Genomic DNA, 24,353 nt, shown 5'->3' on the forward strand with positions numbered 1-24,353 from the left:
ATATAATGGTTACAGAAGTCTAGAAAGAGGAACGATATGAACGAAATCAAATGTCCCAATTGTGGGGAAGTCTTTACAGTAAATGAGAGTCAGTATGCGGAACTTCTGTCCCAAGTGAGAACGGCAGAGTTTGATAAGGAACTACACGATAGGATGAGGCAGGAACTGGCCTTGGCAGAGCAAAAGGCCATGAATGAGCAACAGTCTAAACTAGCTCAAAAAGACCAAGAAATTGCGCAATTACAGAGTCAAATCCAAAACTTTGATACAGAGAAAGAACTGGCCAAGAAAGAGGTTGAACAGACAAGCAATCAGGCCTTATTGGCTAAGGACAAGGAAGTACAGGCCTTGGAAAACCAATTGGCGACCTTGCGTTTAGAGCATGAAAATCAGCTCCAAAAGACCCTTTCTGATCTAGAAAAAGAACGAGATCAGGTCAAAAACCAGCTTCTGTTACAAGAAAAAGAAAATGAGCTTTCTCTTGCTTCTGTTAAACAAAACTACGAAGCTCAACTCAAGGCAGCTAGTGAACAAGTCGAATTTTATAAGAATTTCAAAGCTCAACAATCTACAAAAGCTATCGGGGAAAGTCTGGAACACTATGCAGAGAGTGAGTTTAACAAGGTCCGTAGTTTTGCCTTTCCAAATGCCTACTTTGAGAAGGATAACAAGGTCTCCGCGCGTGGGTCTAAGGGGGACTTTATCTTCCGTGAATGTGATGAAAATGGGGTTGAAATCATTTCTATCATGTTTGAGATGAAAAATGAAGCAGATGGAACAGAGAAGAAGCACAAGAATGCCGATTTTTATAAGGAATTGGATAAGGACCGTCGTGAAAAGAACTGTGAATATGCGGTTTTGGTAACCATGCTTGAAGCCGATAATGATTACTTTAACACAGGGATTGTTGACGTCAGCCACGAGTATGAAAAGATGTATGTGGTTCGCCCTCAATTCTTTATCCAGTTGATTGGGCTCTTACGAAATGCGGCTCTTAATTCTCTCAAATACAAACAAGAATTGGCCTTGGTTCGGGAGCAAAATATAGACATTACGCATTTTGAAGAAGACTTGGATGCCTTTAAACAGGCCTTTGCTAAGAACTATAATTCAGCTTCGACCAACTTTGGTAAAGCAATCGATGAAATCGACAAGGCCATCAAACGGATGGAAGAGGTTAAAAAGTTCCTAACAACATCTGAAAACCAACTCCGCCTTGCAAACAATAAATTGGAAGATGTTTCCGTCAAAAAATTGACTCGGAAGAATCCAACAATGAAAGCGAAGTTTGAAGCGCTGAAGGGGGAGTGAGAAAGCAAAAATGAACGGTATTATCAACTTAAAAAAAGAAGCGGGGATGACCTCGCATGATGCGGTTTTTAAACTGCGTAAGATTTTGGGAACTAATAAGATTGGTCATGGTGGGACCTTGGATCCGGATGTGGTGGGTGTTTTGCCCATTGCGGTTGGCAAGGCGACACGCATGGTCGAGTTTATGCAGGATGAGGGCAAGGTCTATGAGGGTGAAATCACTCTTGGCTATTCAACAACGACCGAGGATGCCAGTGGAGAAGTGGTCGCAGAGACCCCTGTTTTGTCGCCCTTGGATGAAAAGCTTGTTGATGAAGCCATTACTAGCTTGACTGGGCCTATTACTCAGATTCCGCCTATGTATTCGGCTGTTAAGGTTAATGGTCGTAAGCTCTATGAGTATGCGCGTGCTGGTCAGGAAGTAGAACGTCCAGAACGTCAGGTGACTATTTATCAATTTGAACGAACAAGTCCGATTTCTTATGATGTCCATCTTGCACGTTTTACTTTCCGTGTGAAATGTAGCAAGGGAACCTATATTCGTACCTTATCGGTTGACTTGGGAGAAAAACTTGGCTATACTGCCCATATGTCTCAGTTAACTCGTACTAGTGCAGCTGGTTTGCAACTAGAAGATGCTCTTACCTTGGAAGAAATTGCTGAAAAAGTGGAGGCTGTTCAATTGGACTTTCTCCATCCTCTAGAGATTGGGACAGGCGACCTTGTTAAAGTTTTCCTAACTCAAGAAGAGGCTACAGAAGTACGCTTTGGTCGTTTTATCGAGCTCGATCAGTCGGATAAGGAATTGGCTGCCTTTGAGGGAGATAAATTGCTAGCTATTCTAGAAAAAAGGGACAATTTCTACAAACCAAGAAAGGTTTTTGGCTAGTCATTGCTGTCTTTTTAATTTCTCATTATAGATTTGGGTAAGTTGTCACTAGGTGTTAATATGCATATCGAAGAAGGAAGTCAATGAAAGCGACTACATACAAAACTAGGGCATTATATTTGTATTTTGATATAATGATAACAAAATGAAAGGAATTTCTTAAAAATGAGTGTTAGCGAAATTATTGAAAGAATTAGAAGTGAGTATTCGGAGATTGACTGGTTAAAAAGTAGAAGTAGTTTTTATAAAATAACTAAACAAGGAGTATTAGTCCAGTATGATCTAAAAGAATTAGAAAAAAAATATGAAAAAAGTAATTTTTTAATTATCAATAAGTTTGCGCAGTCAGCAATAGACTGGAATTCTGACTTAGAAAATTATTTTGTTATCACTGAGTTAACCGATAGCCCTAAAACTGGAAATATTGAAATTACGAAAAATAATAAGTTAACAGAATTCGAAAACTATATTGGACAGAGTTACTTTATTATTGAACAAGATTTTTTTACAAGTCATTTTATAAGAGTTGAAAAGGATGATGAGAGATACTTAGAGACATTGCAGGAAATTATTTCCTTAAGTTTTGATGATTTTGTAGAGCAGATGTCTATAAAAAATAGTGATTGGGATGATTATGGTTATAAATTGGTTTTAAATTTTACGATTTGGGAACAAACTTTTGAGTTACGAGTTAATCCGAAAAATAATCTTTCTATGGATTATTTAAAAAGTGGCGAAGGAGAATATCCTGATGAAGATTTTTGTTCCTTGGGTGAAGTGGCGTACTATGAATTTTTAAAAAAATATCTTTCTTATAAAAATCGTCAAAAATGGTTTACTCGATCTAGAGACCTTGCTTATAACACAAGTGTATTGGAAAAATTTGCAATAGAGTATTCAAAAAAATCTGATTTACATGGACAAACTTTGGATTTCACTCCACCAAATAGTGAATACCATAGTTTTTTATATAGTTCATTTCTAAGAACAACTACTTTAAAAGAAATCAAGGAAGTATTTCATCCATTGACTGTTTTTGGATATTCTAATTCTACGGTGCATTATTCAGGGGATGGAAAAAATATAATACAGGCGGTAGATGATAGAGAAACATCTATAAATTATAGTTTTAAAGAAGATGGTATAGATAAAGGGGCGCTAAATTTCAAAAAAAATAGAAAGTCAAAATTACCAATGAATGTCTATGCAGTTGTTGGTGGAAATGGTAGTGGGAAATCCTATAAAATCAATCAGATAATAAGTGAACATATGGCAGGGGATAAGAAATTTTCACAGATACTACACTTTTCTTTGAGTCCATTTGACAATATTATTAATTTTGATAAAGATGGTAGCCGTAAGGAAATTAGTGATAAAGGGAAAGACTCAGACGGTGAAATTATCTATGAAAAAGTAGGATTTGTTTCAGTGAAGTATCCTCCAATTCTAGAAGTACTAAAGAAAGCCGAAGCATTAGCACTGACTGATGTGAAGAAGTATCTATATCAGAAATCTAGTAAGTATTTAGTTGCTGAGAATACACTAAAAGAAGGATTTGAAGGTAAGATAAGCATCAAAGAAAGCTTTTCCTACTATATACAAAATCTGTTGATTGATTTGATTGCTTCTGAAGATAAATTGAAAATGTGGGGAGATTGTTTGAATTTCTTTACATTTGAATCTTGGGTAGATGATATTATCAATGCTTTTCAAGATAGAAATATTTCTAAGAATGATATTGAAAAAATTGATACATTAAGTTCAGGACAAGCAACCATTCTTTTATATATTACGAAGCTTATTTCAAGTATTAATCAAGGAAGCTTGGTAATTTTTGATGAGCCAGAAACGTTTATGCATCCACCTATGGTTAAAGCATTTATTAGAGCTGTTTCAGAGTTAGTGGATAATAATAAAGCTTTCTGTTTGATGGCTACACATTCACCAGTAATCATCCAAGAAATTCCTCATTGTAATGTCTATAAATTAGATTCTAATCACGAATTAACAAATATTTATTACAAAACCTATGGTCAAAATTTAGACACCTTATATAAGAATATATATGGAGTGGAATTACAACAAACAGGTTATAATAGCTTCTTTAATGATCGAAAGGAAGAAATTATTGGAGAAGGACAAAATGATTTAGAAGATATTAATCTGTTATCAAGTGAAGATTGTCAATACCTAGGTGATGAAGCTTTTCTGAAGTATCTTGTAGTGAAAGATGAGATAGAGAAAGTGGGTGAAGTCTTATCAAAAGAGTAGCTAAAGAATATCCGTCTATAGAAGAAGTGATAGCGGTATTACCAAATACTGTCAAAAAGAAGGTTCTTCGTAGATTTTTAATAGAGCTAGATGAGGAATATGAAAGTAAAGCTAGTATATGTTCGTTGTATGAATTGAATGTTAATTTAATTCAATCACAGTGTGAGGTTGAATCGTCTTGGTATGATAGTCATATCCGAAAAAAATCTAAAGGGTTATTTCAAAAATTCCCAGTTGTGAAAAATAGTAATAATCAAGCAATTTGTCCTATTTGTGAATGTGTATTTTCAACTAATGTAACCCTTGAGCATATCATTCCTAAGGGGGGAGAAGGTGAACCTAGGCTTGCTATTTTACCTATCAACTTAGTTAAATGTTGTAGAGAGTGCAATACTTCTAAACACAGTAAAAGGTCTCGAATAAAAGAAAAGAGTGAAATCCATCCTTACTTTGAAGAGTTTGATATTGAGGATTATTTTGATATAAAATTTGTTGATACAAACGAGGGATTTTGGCCGGAAGTTGAATTTAATTACAAAGATAATTCTAATAGTAAACGTATTCATAATTTTATTGATAATTATAATATTGAAAAAACTTACACTCATAGAGTTAAGTTAGAGTTTCAAAGAATTATGACCATATTAGCAAATAAGACACTAATTATTTCAAAATTTATTTCAAAATCTATTTTGAAGGAGCACATAAACTATCTGTTTGATACATATAAAAAAAATCGTGAATTTGAAAAGATTGACGATAAGTATTGGTTTGATCAAAATTATTTTGGATTTAAAATATGTGAGTATTTAACAAAAATAATAGACAAAGATATTTCTGTTATTTATAAATTAAATGAGGAGATAAACAAACGTCGTCAGCCTTCTCAATATATTGCTTTTTCAAATCCAGAATTTCAGAATGATATGAACGAAGTACAAACAATGAAAGATTTAGAAATGTTTGTTAAAAATAACAAAGATGATCTTATTATCTATTACCAACAGATAAAAAAACAAGGGCTTTCTATTGATTTTCCTAAATTATTTAAAGAAGATGAAGATAAAGATGATAGGTTAAGAAAAAAATGCTTAATAGAGGAAATTGTTAAGTACTACATAGAAAGTGGAAAAAGTTTTGAGCATTTCGGAGAAGATTGTGCTTCTATAATTGCTATTTAAGATGAAACTCAAAATAGTAGAAGAAAATGAAGTTAAGAATCATAAAAAATGAAAGAGATGAATCAAAAATCAGTGGAGGGAACAGCAAAGCATGCATCAGCAATTTAATCTGAATCAAGAGATAGTCTTAGAAAACCGTATATAAAGATTATACGAAATTGGTTATAGATATCAAACCTTTTTACTTAAAAATTGCAAAGTCTTTTTGTTTCGTTAATCAAAGCAGATACCATGATTTCTATTAAAATTTATTAGATGAGTGCCCTAAAATCAGACTATAAATTTTGCAAAAAATGTGATAGAATAGACGACGGATAAAAAAACGGAGGATAGCATGCAAAATAGACCAATCATTATCGGAGTGACAGGTGGTTCTGGTGGAGGTAAGACCAGTGTTTCAAGAGCCATTTTATCGCATTTTCCTGATGAAAAGATTTCCATGATTGAGCATGATTCATACTACAAGGATCAGTCTCATTTGACCTTTGAAGAGCGTGTCAAAACCAACTACGACCATCCTTTTGCCTTTGATACAGACTTGATGATTGAGCAGATTAAGGAATTGTTGGCAGGGCGTCCGGTGGACATCCCGACCTACGACTATACAGAGCATACACGAAGCAACAAGACCTATCGTCAAGAGCCTCAAGATGTCTTTATCGTTGAGGGGATTTTGGTCTTGGAGGACAAGCGTCTGCGCGATTTGATGGATATCAAGATTTTTGTGGATACAGACGATGATGTGCGCATTATTCGTCGTATCAAGCGCGATATGGAAGAGCGTGGCCGTAGTCTTGATAGCGTTATTGAGCAGTATTTAGGTGTGGTCAAACCAATGTACCATCAGTTTATCGAGCCGACCAAGCGTTATGCTGATATCGTCATTCCTGAGGGAGTCAGCAATACAGTCGCTATCGACCTGTTGACAACCAAGATTGCAAAGATTTTGGAAGAAGCTCGAAACAGCAAATAAACAGATTTGGAGGCCTTGCCTCCTTTTTCTATTTTTCCTTCATAATGGTACATAAATGGAGATTTTTAGGCATATTTTTGGTATAATAATACCCATGAAAGAGCAAGAAAATGAATAGTAGGTGGAGATGGAAAAGTATTTATCGGTAACAACTTTGACCAAGTATCTGAAAATGAAATTCGATAAAGACCCTTACTTGGAACGGGTCTATTTAACTGGTCAAGTTTCCAATTTTCGTAAACGACCTACTCACCAATATTTCTCCCTAAAAGATGACCATGCAGTTATTCAAGCGACCATCTGGTCTGGGATTTATCAGAAATTAGGCTTTGACCTTGAAGAAGGGATGAAGATCAATGTGATTGGGCGTGTACAGGTCTACGAACCGAGTGGTAGCTACTCCATCATTATTGAAAAAGCTGAGCCTGATGGGGTTGGGGCGCTTGCGATTCAGTTTGAACAACTCAAGAAAAAATTGACAGAAGAAGGCCTGTTTCAAGAACGCTTCAAGCAACCTCTTCCTCAGTTTGCTAAGCGAATTGGTGTAGTGACCAGCCGTAGCGGAGCTGTTATTAGAGATATTATCACGACCGTCAGCAGGCGATTTCCAGGTGTTGACATCCTTCTTTATCCGACCAAGGTTCAAGGAGATGGAGCAGCAGAGGAAATAGCACGGAATATTGCGCGTGCTAATCAACGTGACGATTTGGACTTGCTGATTATTGGTCGTGGTGGTGGTTCCATAGAGGATCTCTGGGCCTTTAACGAAGAGACTGTGGTACGAGCTATTTTTGAATCTCGTTTGCCAGTTATCTCTAGTGTGGGGCATGAGACGGATGTGACCTTGGCGGATTTTGTGGCAGATCGTCGGGCGGCGACGCCGACAGCAGCGGCTGAACTGGCAACACCTGTGACCAAGTTGGATGTATTAGCTCATTTGCAAAATCAGGAGAAACGGATGGCGACAGCAGTCCGAAATGTCCTATCTAAGAAACAAGAAGCTTTGAAAAAATGCAGTCAGTCTGTTATTTTTAGACAACCAGAGCGCTTGTATGACGGTTATTTGCAACGCTTGGATCAATTGCAACTACGATTAAAACAAAGTTTGAGAACACAGATTTCTGATAACAAACAAGTCGTTCAAGCAAGGATGCATCGACTAGTCCAATTGTCACCTGTTACCAAAATCCAACGTTATCACGACCGTCTAGGCCAGTTGGACAAGCTCTTACGTAGCCAAATGGCGCTGGTTTATGATGCCAAGGTTGCTGAGGTCAAGCGACTTTCAGAAGCATTGCTTATGTTGGATACCAGTCGAATTGTGGCGCGTGGCTATGCTATTGTCAAAAAAGAAGAGTCCGTAGTTGATTCGGTTGAGAGTTTGAAGAAAAAAGACCAAGTGACGCTTTTGATGCGAGATGGTCAAGTAGAATTAGAGGTTAAAGATGTCAAAACAAAAGAAATTTGAGGAAAATCTAGCAGAACTGGAGACTATTGTCCAAAGTTTGGAAAATGGTGAAATTGCTCTGGAAGATGCGATTGCGGCCTTTCAAAAGGGCATGGTCTTGTCAAAAGAGCTCCAAGCGACGCTGGACAAGGCTGAAAAGACCTTGGTTAAGGTCATGCAAGAAGACGGAACAGAAAGTGATTTTGAATGAAAAAGCAAGAAAAATTAGCTCTTGTCGAGTCGGCCTTGGAAGACTTTTATGGAGACCAGCAGTTTGCCTCTAGTTTGCGAGAGTCTGTTCTCTATTCCATTCATGCTGGTGGCAAGCGTATTCGGCCTTTTCTCTTGTTAGAAGTTCTGGAAGCCTTGCAGGTTGCTATCAAACCTGCTCACGCGCAGGTGGCTTCGGCCTTGGAAATGATTCATACAGGTAGCTTGATTCACGATGATCTTCCAGCTATGGATGATGATGATTACCGTCGGGGACGCTTGACCAATCATAAGAAATTCGGTGAAGCTATGGCCATTTTGGCTGGAGATGCCTTGTTCCTAGATCCCTATGCTTTGATAGCGCAGGCAGATTTGCCAAGTCAGATCAAGGTGGACTTGATTGCCAACTTATCTCTTGCTTCAGGAAGTTTGGGCATGGTGGCAGGGCAGGTTTTGGATATGGAAGGCGAACATCAGCAATTGTCTTTGGAAGAACTCCAGACCATCCATGCTAATAAGACTGGAAAGTTACTAGCCTATCCCTTCCAAGCAGCAGCCATCATAGCCGAATTGGCACCTGAAATGCAGGCAAAGCTGAAAACTGTTGGTGAATTGATTGGGCTTGCTTTTCAAGTTCGAGATGATGTACTGGATGTGACTGCTAGTTTTGAGGAAATTGGCAAGACACCTCAAAAGGACCTACAGGCTGAAAAATCAACCTATCCAGCTTTGTTGGGCTTAGAAGAGGCTATTGCCTTTTGTAACCAGACTCTGGATCAAGCTAATGCCAAATTAGACGACATTGCCCAGCAGGTTCCTTTTGAGATAGAATCGATTGTAAGTGTAGTAGAAAGTTTGAGAATCAATGGCTAAGGAAAGAGTGGACGTACTAGCTTATAAACAGGGTTTGTTTGAAACGCGAGAACAGGCCAAGCGTGGAGTAATGGCTGGTCTAGTCGTAGCAGTCCTTAACGGAGAGCGTTTTGACAAGCCAGGAGAGAAAATTCCAGATGACACCGAGCTAAAACTCAAGGGCGAGAAACTCAAGTATGTCAGTCGTGGTGGTTTGAAATTAGAAAAGGCTTTGCAGGTCTTTGATTTGTCAGTGGAAGGGGCAACAACGATTGATATAGGTGCTTCTACTGGAGGATTTACCGATGTCATGCTGCAAAATGGTGCTGAGTTGGTCTTTGCAGTCGATGTTGGTACCAATCAGTTGGCTTGGAAATTACGCCAAGACCCACGAGTTGTCAGCATGGAGCAGTTCAATTTCCGCTATGCTGAAAAGACTGATTTCGAGCAGGAACCGAGCTTTGCCAGTATTGACGTGAGTTTCATTTCCCTCAGTCTGATCCTTCCAGCCTTGCACCGTGTCTTGGCTAGTCAAGGTCAGGTTGTAGCTTTGGTTAAACCCCAGTTTGAGGCAGGTCGTGAGCAGATTGGAAAAAATGGAATCATTCGAGATTCCAATGTTCACCAGAATGTCCTTGAAGCTGTCACAGCTATGGCAGTAGAGGAAGGCTTTTCAGTCCTTGGTTTGGACTTTTCTCCCATCCAAGGCGGACATGGAAATATTGAGTTTTTAGCGTATTTGAAAAAAGAAGAGTCAGCAAGCAACCAGGTTCTTGCTGAAATTGAAGAAGTAGTAGAGAGGGCGCATAGTCAATTTAAAAATGAATAAAAAAGAGAGACTTGAAAAAATTAGACGATTTGTGACAGATTATCAAATCGGTACGCAGGAAGAAATCGTAGAACATTTAAAAGAAGCAGGTATCACTGCCACTCAAGCGACGGTATCACGAGATATCAAAGAGCTAGGTATTGTCAAAATTCCTTTGAGAGACAACACCTATGTCTATGAATTGCCAAAATCAATCGTGAAAAGTTTGCAACTAGCTGAAGACAATATCGAATCGGCAGAATTGATGGATAAGATGATCAATCTCCAAGTTATCCCAGGGAATACAGCTTTTGTAAAAGCTCAGTTAACCGAGACTTTTGCGGATAAGATTTTTAGTTGTTTAGCTGATGATAGCTCGATTTTAGTCATTGCCAGAAGTGAAAGTCTAGCTGAGGAAATCTTTGAACAAGTAAAAAATTGGTAGGTCTGTATGTTACTTGAAATTTCGATAAAAAACTTTGCCATTATTGAGGCTATTTCCCTCAATTTTGAAAAGGGAATGACTGTCCTGACTGGTGAAACGGGTGCAGGGAAGTCGATTATCATTGATGCCATGAATATGATGTTGGGAGCTCGTGCGACGATAGATGTTATTCGTCATGGTGCGCCAAAGGCAGAGATAGAGGGGCTTTTCTCAGTTGAGAATAGTCGCCTTTTACAGGAAATTTTTGATGAGCAAGGTTTAGAATTAGGTGATGAAATTATCATTCGTCGGGAAATCTTGCAAAATGGTCGGAGTATTAGTCGTGTCAATGGCCAGATGGTTAATCTGTCTGTTTTGCGTGCTATTGGGCAACATCTGGTGGATATACATGGTCAGCATGACCAAGAAGAGTTAATGCGGCCTCAACTGCATATTCAGATGTTGGATGAATTTGGTGACGCAGCTTTTTGGGACTTGAAAGAAACCTATCAAACGAGTTTTGATGCCTATCGGAAAATGCGCAAGCAGGTCCTGGAAGTCAAGAAAAACCAACAGGAACACAAGGCTCGTATTGAAATGTTGGAATTTCAAATGGCAGAGATTGAGGCAGCAAACTTGCAAGCAGGTGAGGACTTGGCTCTTAACCAAGAGCGAGATAAACTCCTCAACCATAAAAATATTGCTGATACACTGACCAATGCCTACAGTATGTTAGACAATGAAGATTTTTCAAGTCTGGCCAACGTTCGTTCAGCCATGAATGACATGGAAAGTGTAGAAGAGTATGACCCTGAATACCGTGAAATTTCGAGTTCTCTGTCTGAGACCTACTATGTCTTAGAAGATATCAGCAAACGTTTGGAAGCAATCATTGAGGATTTAGATTTTGATGGTAATCGCCTCATGCAGGTCGAGAATCGTTTGGACCTCCTTCATACTATTACTCGTAAGTATGGTGGGACTGTTGACGATGTCTTGCTCTATTTCGCCAAGATTACGGAAGAATACAACCTCTTGACAGGCAATAACCTTTCGTCTGAGGATATGGAAGCTGAGCTCAAGAAATTGGAAGTCAATCTTGTCGATTTAGCAGGCCAGCTTGCATCTGCTCGTCACGATTTGGCTCAGCAGCTCGAAGCTGAGATTAAGCAAGAATTGCAAGACCTCTATATGGAAAAAGCCCAGTTTCAGGTTCGTTTTAGCAAGGGCAAATTCAGTCGTGAGGGCAATGAAATGGTCGAGTTTTACATTTCAACCAACCCTGGCGAAGACTTTAAACCCTTGGTCAAGGTTGCATCTGGTGGGGAATTATCTCGTCTCATGCTAGCCATTAAGTCTGCCTTTTCACGAAAAGAAGGCAAGACAAGCATTGTCTTTGATGAAGTGGATACGGGAGTTTCAGGTCGTGTAGCTCAGGCTATTGCGCAAAAGATTCACAAGATTGGCCAACATGGTCAGGTTCTGGCTATTTCCCATTTGCCACAAGTGATTGCGATTGCGGATTATCAATTCTTTATCGAGAAGATTAGCAATGACCATTCAACAGTTTCGACTGTTCGTCTCTTGACGGTTGAAGAGCGAGTGGAGGAAGTTGCTAAAATGTTGGCAGGTGATGATGTGACGGAAGCAGCCCTGACGCAAGCTAGAGAATTGTTGAGAAACAGGGAGAAATAAGATGACAGACTATTATGTAATTGGAGATGTTCACGGAAAAGCTGGGATGCTGGAAGACCTTCTCAAAACATGGGACGGCCAGACCCAGTTGCTCTTTCTAGGGGACTTGATTGACCGTGGTGAAGATAGTCGCCGTGTTCTAGAAATGGTTAAGGACTTAGTGGACAATCAAGGGGCTATCTGTCTATCAGGAAACCACGAGTATATGTTTTTGACTTGGCTCGATAACCCAGAAGAAAGCTATGACCACTATCGTCGTAATGGTGGAGATACAACCATTAACTCTATCCTAGGTCGTCCCTTGGATGCACCAGTTGACGGAGTAGAAGATGCCAAGCGTGTTGCTACTGAAGCAGCAGACTTGGTCAAGTTTATTCGTCAAATGCCATTTGTAGTCGAGACAGATAAGTATATCTTTGTTCACGCAGGTATTGATTTGACCTTGGATGACTGGCATGAAACCACAGATTATAAAAAAGTCTGGCTTAGAAAACCATTCCACGAAGCAGAAAATCATACTGGAAAAATCATTGTCTTTGGTCATACACCGGTTTATGGTTTGTTAAAGCAAGAGCGTGGTACAGCTGAGCTTTGGACTACAGAAGATGGCAAGATTGGGATGGACGGAGGAGCTGTTTATGGTGGTGTCCTTCATGGGATTGTCTTTACTGACCAAGGAATGACAGAACACCACTTTATCGAAAATGACGGCTTTATCGCTGAGGATTAGTACTCCTAGCAGGGTATGGTCTTGTCAAAATGTCAAAAACAATTTATAATAAATAGATACCCTGAAAGGAAGAGAATCATGAACTTAGAAGAATTGAAAAAACGACAGGAGAAGATCCGTAACTTCTCTATTATCGCCCATATTGACCATGGAAAGTCGACTCTAGCAGACCGCATTTTGGAAAAAACAGAGACAGTCTCCAGTCGTGAAATGCAGGCTCAGCTTTTGGATAGCATGGATCTAGAGCGAGAACGTGGGATTACCATTAAGTTAAATGCCATTGAGCTGAATTATACTGCAAAAGATGGCGAAACTTATATTTTCCACTTGATTGACACGCCGGGGCACGTAGACTTCACTTATGAAGTTTCACGTTCGCTCGCTGCCTGTGAGGGTGCTATTTTGGTGGTCGATGCCGCTCAAGGTATTGAGGCTCAAACCCTTGCCAACGTTTATCTAGCCTTGGACAATGATTTGGAAATCATGCCAGTCATTAACAAAATTGACCTACCAGCTGCAGATCCTGAGCGCGTGCGTACAGAGATTGAAGATGTCATTGGTTTGGATGCCAGTGAAGCAGTTTTGGCTTCTGCCAAGGCTGGTATCGGTATTGAAGAAATCCTCGAGCAAATCGTAGAAAAAGTACCAGCACCAACGGGTGATGTGACGGCTCCACTTAAGGCCTTGATTTTCGACTCTGTTTACGATGCTTACCGTGGGGTTATCCTTCAAGTTCGTGTTATGGACGGGGTGGTTAAACCTGGCGATAAGATTCAACTTATGAGTAATGGCAAGACTTTTGATGTTACGGAAGTCGGTATCTTTACACCCAAGGCAGTTGGTCGTGATTTCCTTGCGACTGGTGACGTTGGTTATATTGCAGCGTCTATCAAGACGGTTCAGGATACTCGTGTGGGTGATACCGTTACCTTGGCAACCAATCCTGCGGCAGAGCCATTACATGGTTACAAGCAGATGAATCCTATGGTCTTTGCGGGGCTATATCCTATCGAGTCAAACAAGTACAATGACCTACGTGAAGCGCTTGAAAAATTGCAACTGAATGATGCTAGTCTTCAGTTTGAACCAGAAACATCTCAGGCACTTGGATTTGGTTTCCGTTGTGGTTTCCTTGGCCTTCTCCATATGGATGTTATCCAAGAGCGTTTGGAACGTGAGTTCAACATTGACCTCATCATGACAGCTCCATCTGTTATCTATAAGGTCAACTTGACCGACGGCGAGTCTATGGATGTGTCCAACCCATCTGAGTTCCCAGATCCTACCAAGATTGCGACCATTGAAGAGCCTTATGTTAAGGCGCAAATCATGGTACCACAGGAGTTCGTAGGAGCAGTAATGGAGCTAGCTCAGCGCAAGCGTGGGGACTTTGTGACTATGGATTATATCGATGATAACCGTGTTAATGTCATCTATCAAATTCCACTTGCTGAAATCGTATTTGACTTCTTTGATAAGCTTAAGTCATCTACTCGTGGTTATGCAAGCTTTGACTACGAATTGTCAGAATATCGCCCATCTAAGCTAGTGAAAATGGATATCCTTCTCAACGGAGACAAGGTGGATGCCCTTAGCTTTATCGTTCACAAGGATTTTGCCTACGAACGTGGAAAACTCATCGTTGATAAGCTCAAGAAAATTATTCCTCGTCAACAATTTGAAGTACCAATCCAAGCAGCTATTGGACACAAGATTGTCGCTCGTACTGATATCAAGGCCCTTCGTAAGAACGTACTTGCTAAATGTTATGGTGGTGACGTTTCTCGTAAGCGTAAACTGCTTGAAAAACAAAAAGCTGGTAAGAAACGCATGAAAGCTATCGGATCAGTAGAAGTTCCACAAGAAGCCTTCCTCAGCGTCTTGAGCATGGATGAAGAGTAGAAGTATAAAGAAAAATATTTTATTGTTGATAGACTTTAAATATCAAATAACCAAGATAAATAAAAGAAGATCAAATGGTCTTCTTTTTAATTTGTTTTACGAATAAATAGATGAGTAGAAAAAGAAATGGAGATATTTATGAAAATCACAAACTATGAAATCTATAAGTTGAAAAAATCAGGTTTGACTAATCAACAGATTTTGGCAGTTCTAGAATACGGTGAAAATGTTGATCAGGAACTTTTATTGGGTGATATTGCAGATATATCAGGTTGCCGAAATCCAGCTGTTTTTATGGAACGTTATTTTCAGATAGATGATTCGCATTTGGAGAAAGAATTTCAAAAATTTCCATCTTTCTCTATTTTAGATGACTGTTACCCTTGGGATTTGAGTGAAATATATGATGCACCTGTGCTTTTATTTTACAAGGGAAATCTTGACCTCTTGAAATTTCCTAAGGTAGCGGTTGTGGGCAGTCGTGCTTGTAGCAAACAAGGAGCTAAGTCAGTTGAAAAAATCATTCAGGATTTGGAAAATGAACTGGTTATTGTCAGTGGATTAGCCAAGGGGATCGATACAGCAGCCCATATGGCAGCTCTGCAGAATGGCGGAAAAACCATTGCAGTGATTGGGACAGGACTGGATGTGTTTTATCCTAAAGCTAATAAACGCTTGCAAGACTACATCGGCAATGATCATCTGGTTCTAAGTGAATATGGACCTGGTGAACAACCTCTGAAATTTCATTTTCCTGCTCGTAATCGCATCATTGCTGGACTTTGCCGTGGTGTGATTGTTGCAGAGGCTAAGATGCGTTCAGGTAGTCTCATTACCTGTGAGAGGGCAATGGAAGAAGGGCGCGATGTTTTTGCTATTCCTGGTAGCATTTTAGATGGACTATCAGACGGTTGCCATCATTTGATTCAAGAAGGGGCAAAATTGGTCACCAGCGGGCAAGATGTTCTTGCGGAATTTGAATTTTAAGACAAAATTTCTCTTTCTAAACCAACTTTTCTTCTATATATAGGAGCTAAGTCTTGACAGTTATGGCAAAATGGTTTACACTTTATAAAGTTTATTACTTTGAAAAGGTGTGATACTGTGGCTACGGCAACAAAAAAGAAAAAATCAACAGTTAAAAAAAATCTAGTAATCGTGGAGTCGCCTGCTAAGGCCAAGACGATTGAAAAATATCTAGGTAGAAACTACAAGGTTTTAGCCAGTGTCGGGCATATCCGTGATTTGAAGAAATCCAGTATGTCAGTCGATATTGAAAATAATTATGAACCGCAATATATCAATATCCGAGGAAAAGGTCCTCTTATCAATGACTTGAAAAAAGAAGCCAAAAAAGCTAATAAAGTCTTTCTGGCGAGTGACCCGGACCGTGAAGGAGAAGCGATTTCTTGGCATTTGGCTCATATTCTCAACTTGGATGAAAATGATGCTAACCGTGTGGTCTTCAATGAAATCACCAAGGATGCAGTCAAAAATGCATTTAAAGAACCACGCAAGATTGATATGGACTTGGTTGATGCCCAACAGGCTCGTCGTGTTTTGGATCGCTTGGTAGGCTATTCGATTTCGCCTATTTTGTGGAAGAAGGTTAAGAAGGGCTTGTCAGCAGGTCGCGTTCAATCTATTGCGCTTAAGTTAATCATTGATCGTGAGAATGAAATCAATGCCTTCCAGCCGGAAGAATACTGGACAATTGATGCTGTCTTTAAAAAGGGAACCAAGCAATTTCAGGCATCCTTCTATGGAGTGGATGGCAAAAAGCTGAAACTGACTAGCAAAGATGAAGTTAAGGAAGTCTTGTCTCGTCTGACTAGCAAAGATTTTTCAGTGGATCAGGTAGATAAGAAAGAGCGCAAACGCAATGCTCCTTTACCCTATACCACTTCATCTATGCAGATGGATGCTGCCAATAAAATTAATTTCCGTACTCGAAAAACCATGATGGTTGCCCAACAGCTCTATGAAGGAATTAATATCGGTTCTGGTGTTCAAGGTTTGATTACCTATATGCGTACCGATTCGACTCGTATCAGTCCAGTAGCGCAGAACGAAGCAGCAAGTTTCATTACGGATCGTTTTGGTAGCAAGTATTCTAAGCATGGTAGCAAGGTTAAAAATGCTTCTGGAGCTCAGGATGCCCATGAGGCGATTCGCCCGTCTAGCGTCTTTAATACACCTGAAAGTATTGCTAAGTATCTGGACAAGGATCAGCTCAAGCTTTATACTCTTATTTGGAATCGTTTTGTAGCGAGTCAGATGACAGCTGCTGTCTTTGATACTATGGCTGTTAAATTGTCTCAAAATGGGGTCCAATTTGCTGCCAATGGTAGTCAGGTTAAGTTTGATGGTTATCTGGCCATTTATAACGATTCTGACAAGAATAAGATGTTACCAGATATGGCTGTTGGAGATATGGTCAAGCAGGTCAATAGCAAACCAGAGCAACATTTCACACAACCGCCTGCTCGCTATTCTGAAGCGACCTTGATCAAGACCTTGGAGGAAAATGGGGTTGGACGTCCATCAACCTATGCACCAACCATTGAAACCATTCAGAAACGTTACTATGTTCGCCTTGCAGCCAAACGTTTTGAACCGACAGAGTTGGGAGAAATTGTCAATAAACTCATTGTTGAATATTTCCCAGATATCGTAAACGTGACCTTTACAGCTGAAATGGAAGGCAAACTAGATGATGTCGAAGTTGGAAAAGAGCAGTGGCAACGTGTTATTGATGCCTTTTACAAACCATTCTCTAAAGAAGTGGCCAAGGCTGAAGAAGAAATGGAAAAAATCCAAATCAAGGATGAACCAGCTGGATTTGACTGTGAAGTCTGTGGCAGTCCAATGGTCATTAAACTTGGTCGTTTTGGTAAGTTCTACGCTTGTAGCAATTTCCCAGATTGTCGTCATACCCAAGCAATCGTGAAAGAAATCGGTGTTGAGTGTCCAAGTTGTCATCAGGGACAAATCATTGAACGTAAAACCAAGCGTAACCGCCTCTTCTATGGTTGCAATCGCTATCCAGAATGTGAATTTACTTCTTGGGATAAGCCTGTTGGTCGTGACTGTCCAAAATGTGGCAACTTCCTTATGGAGAAAAAAGTCCGTGGTGGTGGCAAGCAGGTTGTTTGTAGCAAGGGTGACTACGAAGAAGAAAAGATTAAATAAGAGGAGAGTCCTGAAAGTGAATTTCAGGCTCTTTTTGGTTGGAGCTTGACAAAATTCATCATTGTATGCGAAACTAGAAGAAGATTATTTTAACTAGGAGAAGTTATGCGTATTATTTATCTGATAATTGGTTTTTTATCACTGGCCTTGGCTATTATTGGGGTTGTTTTGCCCTTATTGCCGACAACGCCTTTTCTTTTGTTGTCTATTGCTTGTTTCTCAAGAAGTTCCAAGCGCTTCGAAGATTGGCTTTATCATACCAAACTCTATCAAGCATATGTGGCTGATTTTCGCGAGACTAAGTCTATTGCGCGTGAACGTAAGAAAAAAATCATCGTATCTATCTACATCTTGATGGGGATTTCCATTTATTTTGCACCTCTCTTACCAGTCAAAATCGGTCTGGGTGCTTTGACCATCTTTATCACTTATTATCTCTTCAAGGTCATTCCAGATAAAGAATAAGTAAAATTTGTAACTATTTCCCTTGATAAAAATGAAAACATATTCACAACAATATGATATAATAAATTTAAAGTAATCTTCAAGGAGAATCAAATGATTTACGAATTTTGTGCTGAAAATGTGACCTTGCTTGAAAAAGCGATGCAGGCTGGAGCTCGTCGAATTGAACTCTGTGATAATCTAGCAGTGGGAGGAACAACACCAAGCTATGGAGTGACCAAGGCAGCGGTTGAATTGGCAGCTAACTACGATACGACCATCATGACCATGATTCGTCCACGTGGTGGAGACTTTGTCTACAATGACCTAGAAATTGCTATTATGCTAGAAGACATTCGTTTAACTGCTCAGACTGGAAGTCAAGGGGTTGTATTTGGAGCTTTAACTGCTGATAAGAAGTTGGATAAACCTAATCTTGAAAAGTTAATTACTGCATCAAAAGGAATGGAAATTGTCTTCCACATGGCCTTTGATGAATTGAGCGATGAAGATCAACTGGAAGCTATTGACTGGCTCAGCCAAGCTGGAGTAACTCGTATCTTAACTCGTGCTGGTGTGTCTGGGGATTCCTTAGAAAAACGTTTTGCTCACTATCACAGAATTTTGGAACATGCTAAAGGTAAGATTGAAATTCTACCAGGTGGGGGGATTGACCTTGACAACCGTCAAACCTTTATCGACCAGCTAGGTGTGACACAATTGCATGGAACCAAGGTTGTCTTTTAAAAAATAGAAAGGAACTGCTAGCTTTTGGTAGCAGTTTTCACTTATGTTTGAAATTTTTAAATCCTATCAATTTAATAAAGAAAAGGCTCATGCTTATGGTTTTGTAGAAAATAGGGGAGTTTGGACCTATAGTTGCCAGATTTTGCAGGGTGATTTTATCATGACTGTGTCCATCACTACTGATAATGTGAGTTTTCAAGTCTTTGACCAGGAGACTGGTGATCTCTATCCTCAAGTTCATATGGAAAGTTTTAAAGGAAGTTTTGTTGCAAGTGTCCGTGAGACTTGTTTGGAGATTCTTTACCAGATTCGGAAGGCTTGTTTTGAGGTACAGGATTTTATCTGTCCTCAGACTAAGCGTATCATGGTTCAGGTTCAGGAAAAGTATGGTAATCAGCTGGAGTATCTGTGGGAAAAGTCGCCTGATACAGCAGTGTTAAGACACGAAGGCAATCAAAAGTGGTATGCCGTCTTGATGAAAATCTCTTGGGATAAGCTGGAAAAGGGCAGAGAAGGACAGGTGGAAGCAGTCAACCTCAAACATGATCAAGTAGCTGATTTACTTTCACACAAAGGCGTTTATCCAGCCTTTCATATGAACAAACGTTACTGGATTAGTGTGGCGCTTGATGATACTTTATCAGACAAAGAAGTATTGGAATTGATGGAAAAAAGTTGGAACTTAACCACTAAAAAATGAAATATTTCAAGGATTTTCAATAACTTTCAATTAGCAAAATATTCTCTACTGAAGAAATTTTCAGAAAATATTGGATTTTTTCTTGACAAGAACTTTTGCCTATGCTAAAATACTAAACAAGATATCAAACGAAGGAGAAAGTCAAACATGAAAACAGCTAAGTTTAATCAATTTGCTTTGTTGTTGAGGTACTCGGGCTAGTGCAAAAAGCATTAGTCCTGTTTGGCTTACCAAGCGGGAGTGAATCAACATCTCGCTTGGACTTCTGAGCGAGATGTTTTTTTAAAACCACATTTGGAAAAGGGGAAATCTTATGAGAACAGTTGAATTTCTAGATACCAGCCTTCGGGATGGAGAACAGACACCGGGTGTTAATTTCTCAATAAAGGAAAAAATTGCCATAGCAAGACAGCTGGAGAAATGGGGTATTTCAGCCATCGAAGCTGGTTTTCCAGCGGCGAGTCCTGATTCATTTACAGCAGTTCAGGAGATTGCCAAGGTCTTGAAGAAAACAGCGGTGACTGGTTTGGCACGCTCTGTCAAGTCTGATATTGATGCTTGTTACGAGGCGCTTAAGGATGCTAAGTATCCACAGGTTCATGTCTTTATCGCTACTAGTCCGATTCACCGCAAGTATAAACTCAATAAGAGCAAGGAAGAGATTTTGGAAGCAATTAGTGAGCATGTTTTCTATGCCCGTTCTAAGTTTGAAGTGGTCGAATTCTCTCCTGAAGATGCTACCAGAACAGAGTTGGATTTCCTCTTGCAAGTTGTTCAAACAGCAGTTGATGCAGGTGCGTCTTATATCAATATCCCTGATACGGTAGGATTTACCACACCAGAGGAATACGGTGCTATCTTTAAACACTTGATTGAGAATGTTAAGACAGATCGTCAGATTATCTATTCACCACACTGCCATGATGACCTTGGAATGGCAGTGGCAAATAGCCTTGCTGCTGTCAAGAATGGGGCAGGACGAGTCGAAGGAACCATCAATGGTATCGGGGAGCGAGCTGGTAATGCTGCTTTGGAAGAAATAGCAGTGGCGCTCAATATTCGTCAAGATTACTATCAAGCAGAAACCAGAATTGTCCTAAATGAGACAATCAATACGTCAGAAATGGTTTCTCGCTTCTCAGGTATCCCAGTTCCTAAAAACAAGGCCGTTGTTGGTGGCAATGCCTTTTCTCATGAATCTGGTATTCACCAAGACGGAGTCCTTAAAAATCCTCTTACTTATGAGATTATCACCCCTGAATTGGTCGGTGTCAAGAGTAACAGCCTCCCACTTGGAAAATTGTCTGGTCGCCATGCCTTTGTTGAAAAACTAAGAGAACTGGCCTTAGACTTTACAGAAGAGGATATCAAACCACTCTTTGCTAAGTTCAAGGCATTGGCCGACAAGAAACAAGAAATCACAGATGCAGATATTCGTGCTCTGGTAGCTGGAACCATGGTTGAGAATCCAGAAGGCTTCCACTTTGATGATTTACAACTACAAACCCATGCGGAAAATGACATTGAAGCACTCGTTAGCCTAGCCAATATGGATGGTGAGAAAGTCGAATTTAATGCGACAGGACAAGGCTCTGTTGAGGCTATCTTTAACGCTATTGATAAGTTCTTCAATCAATCTGTTCGCTTGGTATCCTATACTATCGATGCGGTGACAGATGGAATTGATGCCCAAGCTCGGGTCTTGGTCACTGTTGAAAACAGAGATACAGAAACCATCTTTAACGCAGCAGGTCTTGATTTCGATGTGTTGAAGGCTTCGGCTATTGCCTACATCAATGCCAATACCTTTGTTCAAAAAGAGAATGCTGGTGAGATGGGACGCAGTGTTTCTTACCGCGATATGCCTAGTGTGTAAAGGAGAAGGCTATGACAAAGAAAATAGTAGCTCTAGCAGGGGACGGAATCGGCCCAGAAATCATGGAGGCTAGTTTAGAGGTTCTGGAAGCTCTAGCTGAAAAAACAGGTTTTGATTATGAGATTGATAGAAGACCTTTTGGAGGTGCAGGTATCGATGCTGCAGGGTATCCTTTACCTGATGAAACCCTCAAGGTATGTCGTGAAGCAGATGCCATTCTACTAGCGGCTATCGGAAGTCCTCAGTATGATGGAGCAGCGGTTAGGCCTGAACAAGGCTTGCTGGCTCTCCGTAAGGAACTCAATCTCTATGCTAATATTCGCCCTGTAAAAATCTTTGATAGTCTTAAGCATTTGTCACCTCTCAAACCAGAACGAATTGCTGGTGTGGACTTTGTCGTGGTGCGTGAGTTGACAGGCGGGATCTACTTCGGAGATCATATTCTCGAAGAGCAAAAAGCGCGTGATATCAACGACTATAGCTACGAGGAAGTGGAGCGGATTATTCGCAAATCCTTTGAAATCGCAAGAAGTCGGAGAAAAATCGTTACTAGTATCGATAAGCAAAATGTGTTGGCAACATCAAAACTCTGGCGGAAAGTAGCTGAGAAGGTCGCACAGGATTTCCCAGATGTGACCTTGGAACACCAGTTAGTGGACTCAGCTGCCATGCTCATGATTACCAATCCTGCTAAGTTTGATGTCATCGTGACAGAAAATCTTTTCGGAGATATTCTATCGGATGAATCAAGCGTTCTATCTGGCACACTTGGGGTTATGCCATCAGCCAGTCATTCTGAAAAGGGTCCAAGTCTCTATGAGCCAATTCACGGTTCAGCACCTGATATTGCAGGTCAAGGAATTGCCAATCCTATTTCCATGATTTTATCAGTGGCCATGATGCTGAGAGATAGTTTTGGACGTTTTGAGGATGCAGAGCGTATCGAGCGTGCTGTTGAGGCAAGTTTGGCAGCTGGAATTTTAACGAGAGATATAGGAGGACAGGCTTCGACCAAGGAAATGACGGAAGCTATTATTGCAAGGTTATGAAGTTAGACGAAAAAATTACTCTAGTCCTTTTGATTTGGAATGTCATTGTTTTCTTGATTTATGGTATTGACAAATCCAAGGCGAGGAGAAGAGCTTGGCGCATTCCTGAGAAAATCTTACTTATTTTAGCCTTTACTTGTGGTGGTTTTGGTGCCTGGCTAGCAGGAATCATCTTTCACCACAAGACTCGAAAATGGTATTTTAAAACAGTTTGGTTTCTCGGGATGGCGACCACACTAGTAGCCTTATATCTTATTTGGAGGTAATGGATGGCAGGAAAATCGATTTTTGATAAATTATGGGACCGTCATGTCATCACAGGAGAAGAGGGGCAGCCCCAACTCATGTATGTGGACCAGCACTATATTCATGAAGTGACCAGCCCTCAAGCCTTTCAAGGTTTGCGAGATGCAGGTCGCAGATTGAGACGACCAGACTTGACATTTGGAACTTTTGACCACAATGTCCCGACGGTCAATATCTACGATATTCGAGATGTCATTTCTAAGGCACAAATTGATAAGCTGGCTGAAAATGTTGAGGAGTTTGGGATTGAACATGCTGCCCACGGTTCCGAAAAGCAAGGAATCGTTCACATGGTTGGTCCAGAGACAGGACGGACCCAACCAGGAAAATTCATCGTCTGTGGAGACAGCCATACGGCAACCCACGGGGCTTTCGGAGCGATCGCTTTTGGGATTGGGACTAGTGAGGTTGAGCATGTCTTCGCTACCCAGACACTCTGGCAGGTTAAACCCAAGAAAATGCTGGTAGAATTCACTGGTGTTCCTCAAAAAGGAGTTTATTCCAAGGATTACATTCTCGCCCTGATTGCTAAGTACGGCGTTGCTTGTGGTGTTGGTTACGTGGTGGAATATCGAGGTCAGGCTATTGATGCACTGAGCATGGAAGAGCGAATGACCATCTGCAATATGTCCATCGAGTTTGGATCCAAGATGGGAATCATGAATCCGGATCAAACCACCTATGATTATCTCAAGGGACGGGAATGTGTTCCAGAGGACTTTGAAGAGGCTGTGGCAGATTGGAAGACCCTTGTCAGTGATGAGGATGCTGTTTACGATAAGGTTATTCATATGGATGTCTCAGACCTTGCTCCTATGGTGACCTGGGGAACCACCCCTGCTATGGGGGTTGACTTTGACAGTAGATTCCCAGAAATTAAGGATATGAATGATGAGCGAGCCTACAATTACATGGACTTGGAGCCTGGTCAAAAGCCAGCTGATATTGAACTAGGCTATATTTTTATCGGGTCTTGTACCAATGCTCGGCTCAGTGACTTGCAACTGGCTGCGCGATTTGTCAAAGGAAAGAAAATAGCCCCCAATCTAACGGCTATCGTAGTCCCAGGTTCTCGTCCTGTCAAACGAGCTGCTGAGAAGTTGGGCTTGGACAAGGTCTTTCTAGATGCTGGTTTTGAGTGGAGAGACCCAGGTTGCTCTATGTGCCTAGGGATGAATCCAGACAAGGTCCCTGATGGTGTCCACTGCGCCTCAACCAGCAACCGCAACTTTGAAGACAGACAGGGATTTGGTGCTAAGACCCACCTCTGCAGTCCAGCCATGGCAGCAGCAGCAGCTATCGCAGGGCGTTTCGTAGATGTTCGACAAATGCCAGAAGCCCAGTAA

The 24,353-nt window shown here is 40.5% G+C and carries 22 protein-coding genes; all 22 read left to right on the forward strand.

The window, feature by feature from the left end; all coding sequences use genetic code 11:
- Positions 1–36: 36 nt before the first annotated feature.
- The 22 genes from N8M95_RS00715 to leuC all read left to right on the forward strand — a co-directional run bounded on the left by N8M95_RS00715 (position 37) and on the right by leuC (position 24,353).
- The gene (locus N8M95_RS00715) at positions 37–1,311 is read left to right on the forward strand and encodes a DUF2130 domain-containing protein (protein ID WP_261116382.1); all 1,275 of its coding nucleotides are present in this window, start codon (positions 37–39) and stop codon (positions 1,309–1,311) included.
- 10 nt (positions 1,312–1,321) lie between these two features.
- Positions 1,322–2,200: a tRNA pseudouridine(55) synthase TruB gene (truB, locus tag N8M95_RS00720; protein ID WP_261116383.1), complete on the forward strand. Its 879-nt coding sequence runs from the start codon at positions 1,322–1,324 to the stop codon at positions 2,198–2,200.
- A 165-nt stretch (positions 2,201–2,365) separates the two neighbouring features.
- Entirely contained in the window at positions 2,366–4,471 is a 2,106-nt protein-coding gene (locus N8M95_RS00725; RefSeq protein ID WP_020901458.1) for an AAA family ATPase, read from the forward strand.
- Positions 4,472–4,497: 26 nt separating this feature from the next.
- On the forward strand, positions 4,498–5,652 hold the full coding sequence (locus N8M95_RS00730) for an HNH endonuclease (RefSeq protein ID WP_020901457.1): 1,155 nt from the start codon (positions 4,498–4,500) through the stop codon (positions 5,650–5,652).
- A gap of 334 nt (positions 5,653–5,986) precedes the next feature.
- Positions 5,987–6,625 carry a uridine kinase gene (gene udk, locus N8M95_RS00735; protein ID WP_261116384.1) on the forward strand — a complete coding sequence of 213 codons (639 nt, stop codon included), beginning with the start codon at positions 5,987–5,989 and terminating at the stop codon, positions 6,623–6,625.
- Positions 6,626–6,752: 127 nt separating this feature from the next.
- Complete coding sequence (gene xseA / locus N8M95_RS00740) at positions 6,753–8,093, forward strand: exodeoxyribonuclease VII large subunit (protein ID WP_261116385.1); 1,341 nt, start codon at positions 6,753–6,755, stop codon at positions 8,091–8,093.
- Complete coding sequence (locus tag N8M95_RS00745; RefSeq protein WP_000043226.1) at positions 8,071–8,283, forward strand: exodeoxyribonuclease VII small subunit; 213 nt, start codon at positions 8,071–8,073, stop codon at positions 8,281–8,283. The genes xseA and N8M95_RS00745 overlap by 23 nt, the downstream gene beginning before the upstream one ends.
- Positions 8,280–9,155, forward strand: coding sequence for a polyprenyl synthetase family protein (locus N8M95_RS00750; protein ID WP_261116386.1), 876 nt, complete (start codon positions 8,280–8,282; stop codon positions 9,153–9,155). The genes N8M95_RS00745 and N8M95_RS00750 overlap by 4 nt, the downstream gene beginning before the upstream one ends.
- The gene (locus N8M95_RS00755) at positions 9,148–9,963 is read left to right on the forward strand and encodes a TlyA family RNA methyltransferase (protein ID WP_261116387.1); all 816 of its coding nucleotides are present in this window, start codon (positions 9,148–9,150) and stop codon (positions 9,961–9,963) included. The genes N8M95_RS00750 and N8M95_RS00755 overlap by 8 nt, the downstream gene beginning before the upstream one ends.
- Positions 9,956–10,387, forward strand: a complete 432-nt coding sequence (locus N8M95_RS00760; RefSeq protein ID WP_001034401.1) for an arginine repressor — start codon at positions 9,956–9,958, stop codon at positions 10,385–10,387. Before N8M95_RS00755 ends, N8M95_RS00760 begins: the two co-directional genes overlap by 8 nt.
- A 6-nt stretch (positions 10,388–10,393) precedes the next feature.
- Positions 10,394–12,061 carry a DNA repair protein RecN gene (recN, locus tag N8M95_RS00765; protein WP_261116388.1) on the forward strand — a complete coding sequence of 556 codons (1,668 nt, stop codon included), beginning with the start codon at positions 10,394–10,396 and terminating at the stop codon, positions 12,059–12,061.
- A 1-nt stretch (position 12,062) separates the two neighbouring features.
- A complete protein-coding gene (locus N8M95_RS00770) occupies positions 12,063–12,791 on the forward strand; it encodes a metallophosphoesterase family protein (RefSeq protein WP_261116389.1) in 729 nt (242 codons plus the stop codon).
- A 78-nt stretch (positions 12,792–12,869) separates the two neighbouring features.
- A complete protein-coding gene (gene lepA / locus N8M95_RS00775; protein ID WP_001047207.1) occupies positions 12,870–14,693 on the forward strand; it encodes a translation elongation factor 4 in 1,824 nt (607 codons plus the stop codon).
- A 138-nt stretch (positions 14,694–14,831) separates the two neighbouring features.
- A complete protein-coding gene (dprA, locus tag N8M95_RS00780) occupies positions 14,832–15,680 on the forward strand; it encodes a DNA-processing protein DprA (protein WP_261116390.1) in 849 nt (282 codons plus the stop codon).
- 117 nt (positions 15,681–15,797) lie between these two features.
- Entirely contained in the window at positions 15,798–17,885 is a 2,088-nt protein-coding gene (gene topA, locus N8M95_RS00785; RefSeq protein WP_261116391.1) for a type I DNA topoisomerase, read from the forward strand.
- A gap of 105 nt (positions 17,886–17,990) precedes the next feature.
- A complete protein-coding gene (locus tag N8M95_RS00790) occupies positions 17,991–18,350 on the forward strand; it encodes a YbaN family protein (protein WP_064276062.1) in 360 nt (119 codons plus the stop codon).
- A 93-nt stretch (positions 18,351–18,443) separates the two neighbouring features.
- Positions 18,444–19,076 (forward strand): copper homeostasis protein CutC, encoded by a 633-nt coding sequence (locus N8M95_RS00795; protein ID WP_261116392.1) that lies wholly within the window; start codon positions 18,444–18,446, stop codon positions 19,074–19,076.
- Positions 19,077–19,119: 43 nt separating this feature from the next.
- On the forward strand, positions 19,120–19,776 hold the full coding sequence (locus N8M95_RS00800) for an MmcQ/YjbR family DNA-binding protein (RefSeq protein ID WP_261116393.1): 657 nt from the start codon (positions 19,120–19,122) through the stop codon (positions 19,774–19,776).
- 313 nt (positions 19,777–20,089) lie between these two features.
- Entirely contained in the window at positions 20,090–21,652 is a 1,563-nt protein-coding gene (locus N8M95_RS00805; RefSeq protein WP_261116394.1) for a 2-isopropylmalate synthase, read from the forward strand.
- Between the two features lie 11 nt (positions 21,653–21,663).
- Entirely contained in the window at positions 21,664–22,701 is a 1,038-nt protein-coding gene (gene leuB, locus N8M95_RS00810; protein WP_261116395.1) for a 3-isopropylmalate dehydrogenase, read from the forward strand.
- Positions 22,698–22,967, forward strand: a complete 270-nt coding sequence (locus N8M95_RS00815) for a DUF1294 domain-containing protein (RefSeq protein ID WP_261116396.1) — start codon at positions 22,698–22,700, stop codon at positions 22,965–22,967. The genes leuB and N8M95_RS00815 overlap by 4 nt, the downstream gene beginning before the upstream one ends.
- Positions 22,968–22,970: 3 nt before the next feature.
- Positions 22,971–24,353 (forward strand): 3-isopropylmalate dehydratase large subunit, encoded by a 1,383-nt coding sequence (leuC, locus tag N8M95_RS00820; protein WP_261116397.1) that lies wholly within the window; start codon positions 22,971–22,973, stop codon positions 24,351–24,353.

It is taken from the genome of Streptococcus mitis (assembly GCF_946190325.1).
GTDB classification, from domain to species: domain Bacteria; phylum Bacillota; class Bacilli; order Lactobacillales; family Streptococcaceae; genus Streptococcus; species Streptococcus mitis_CF.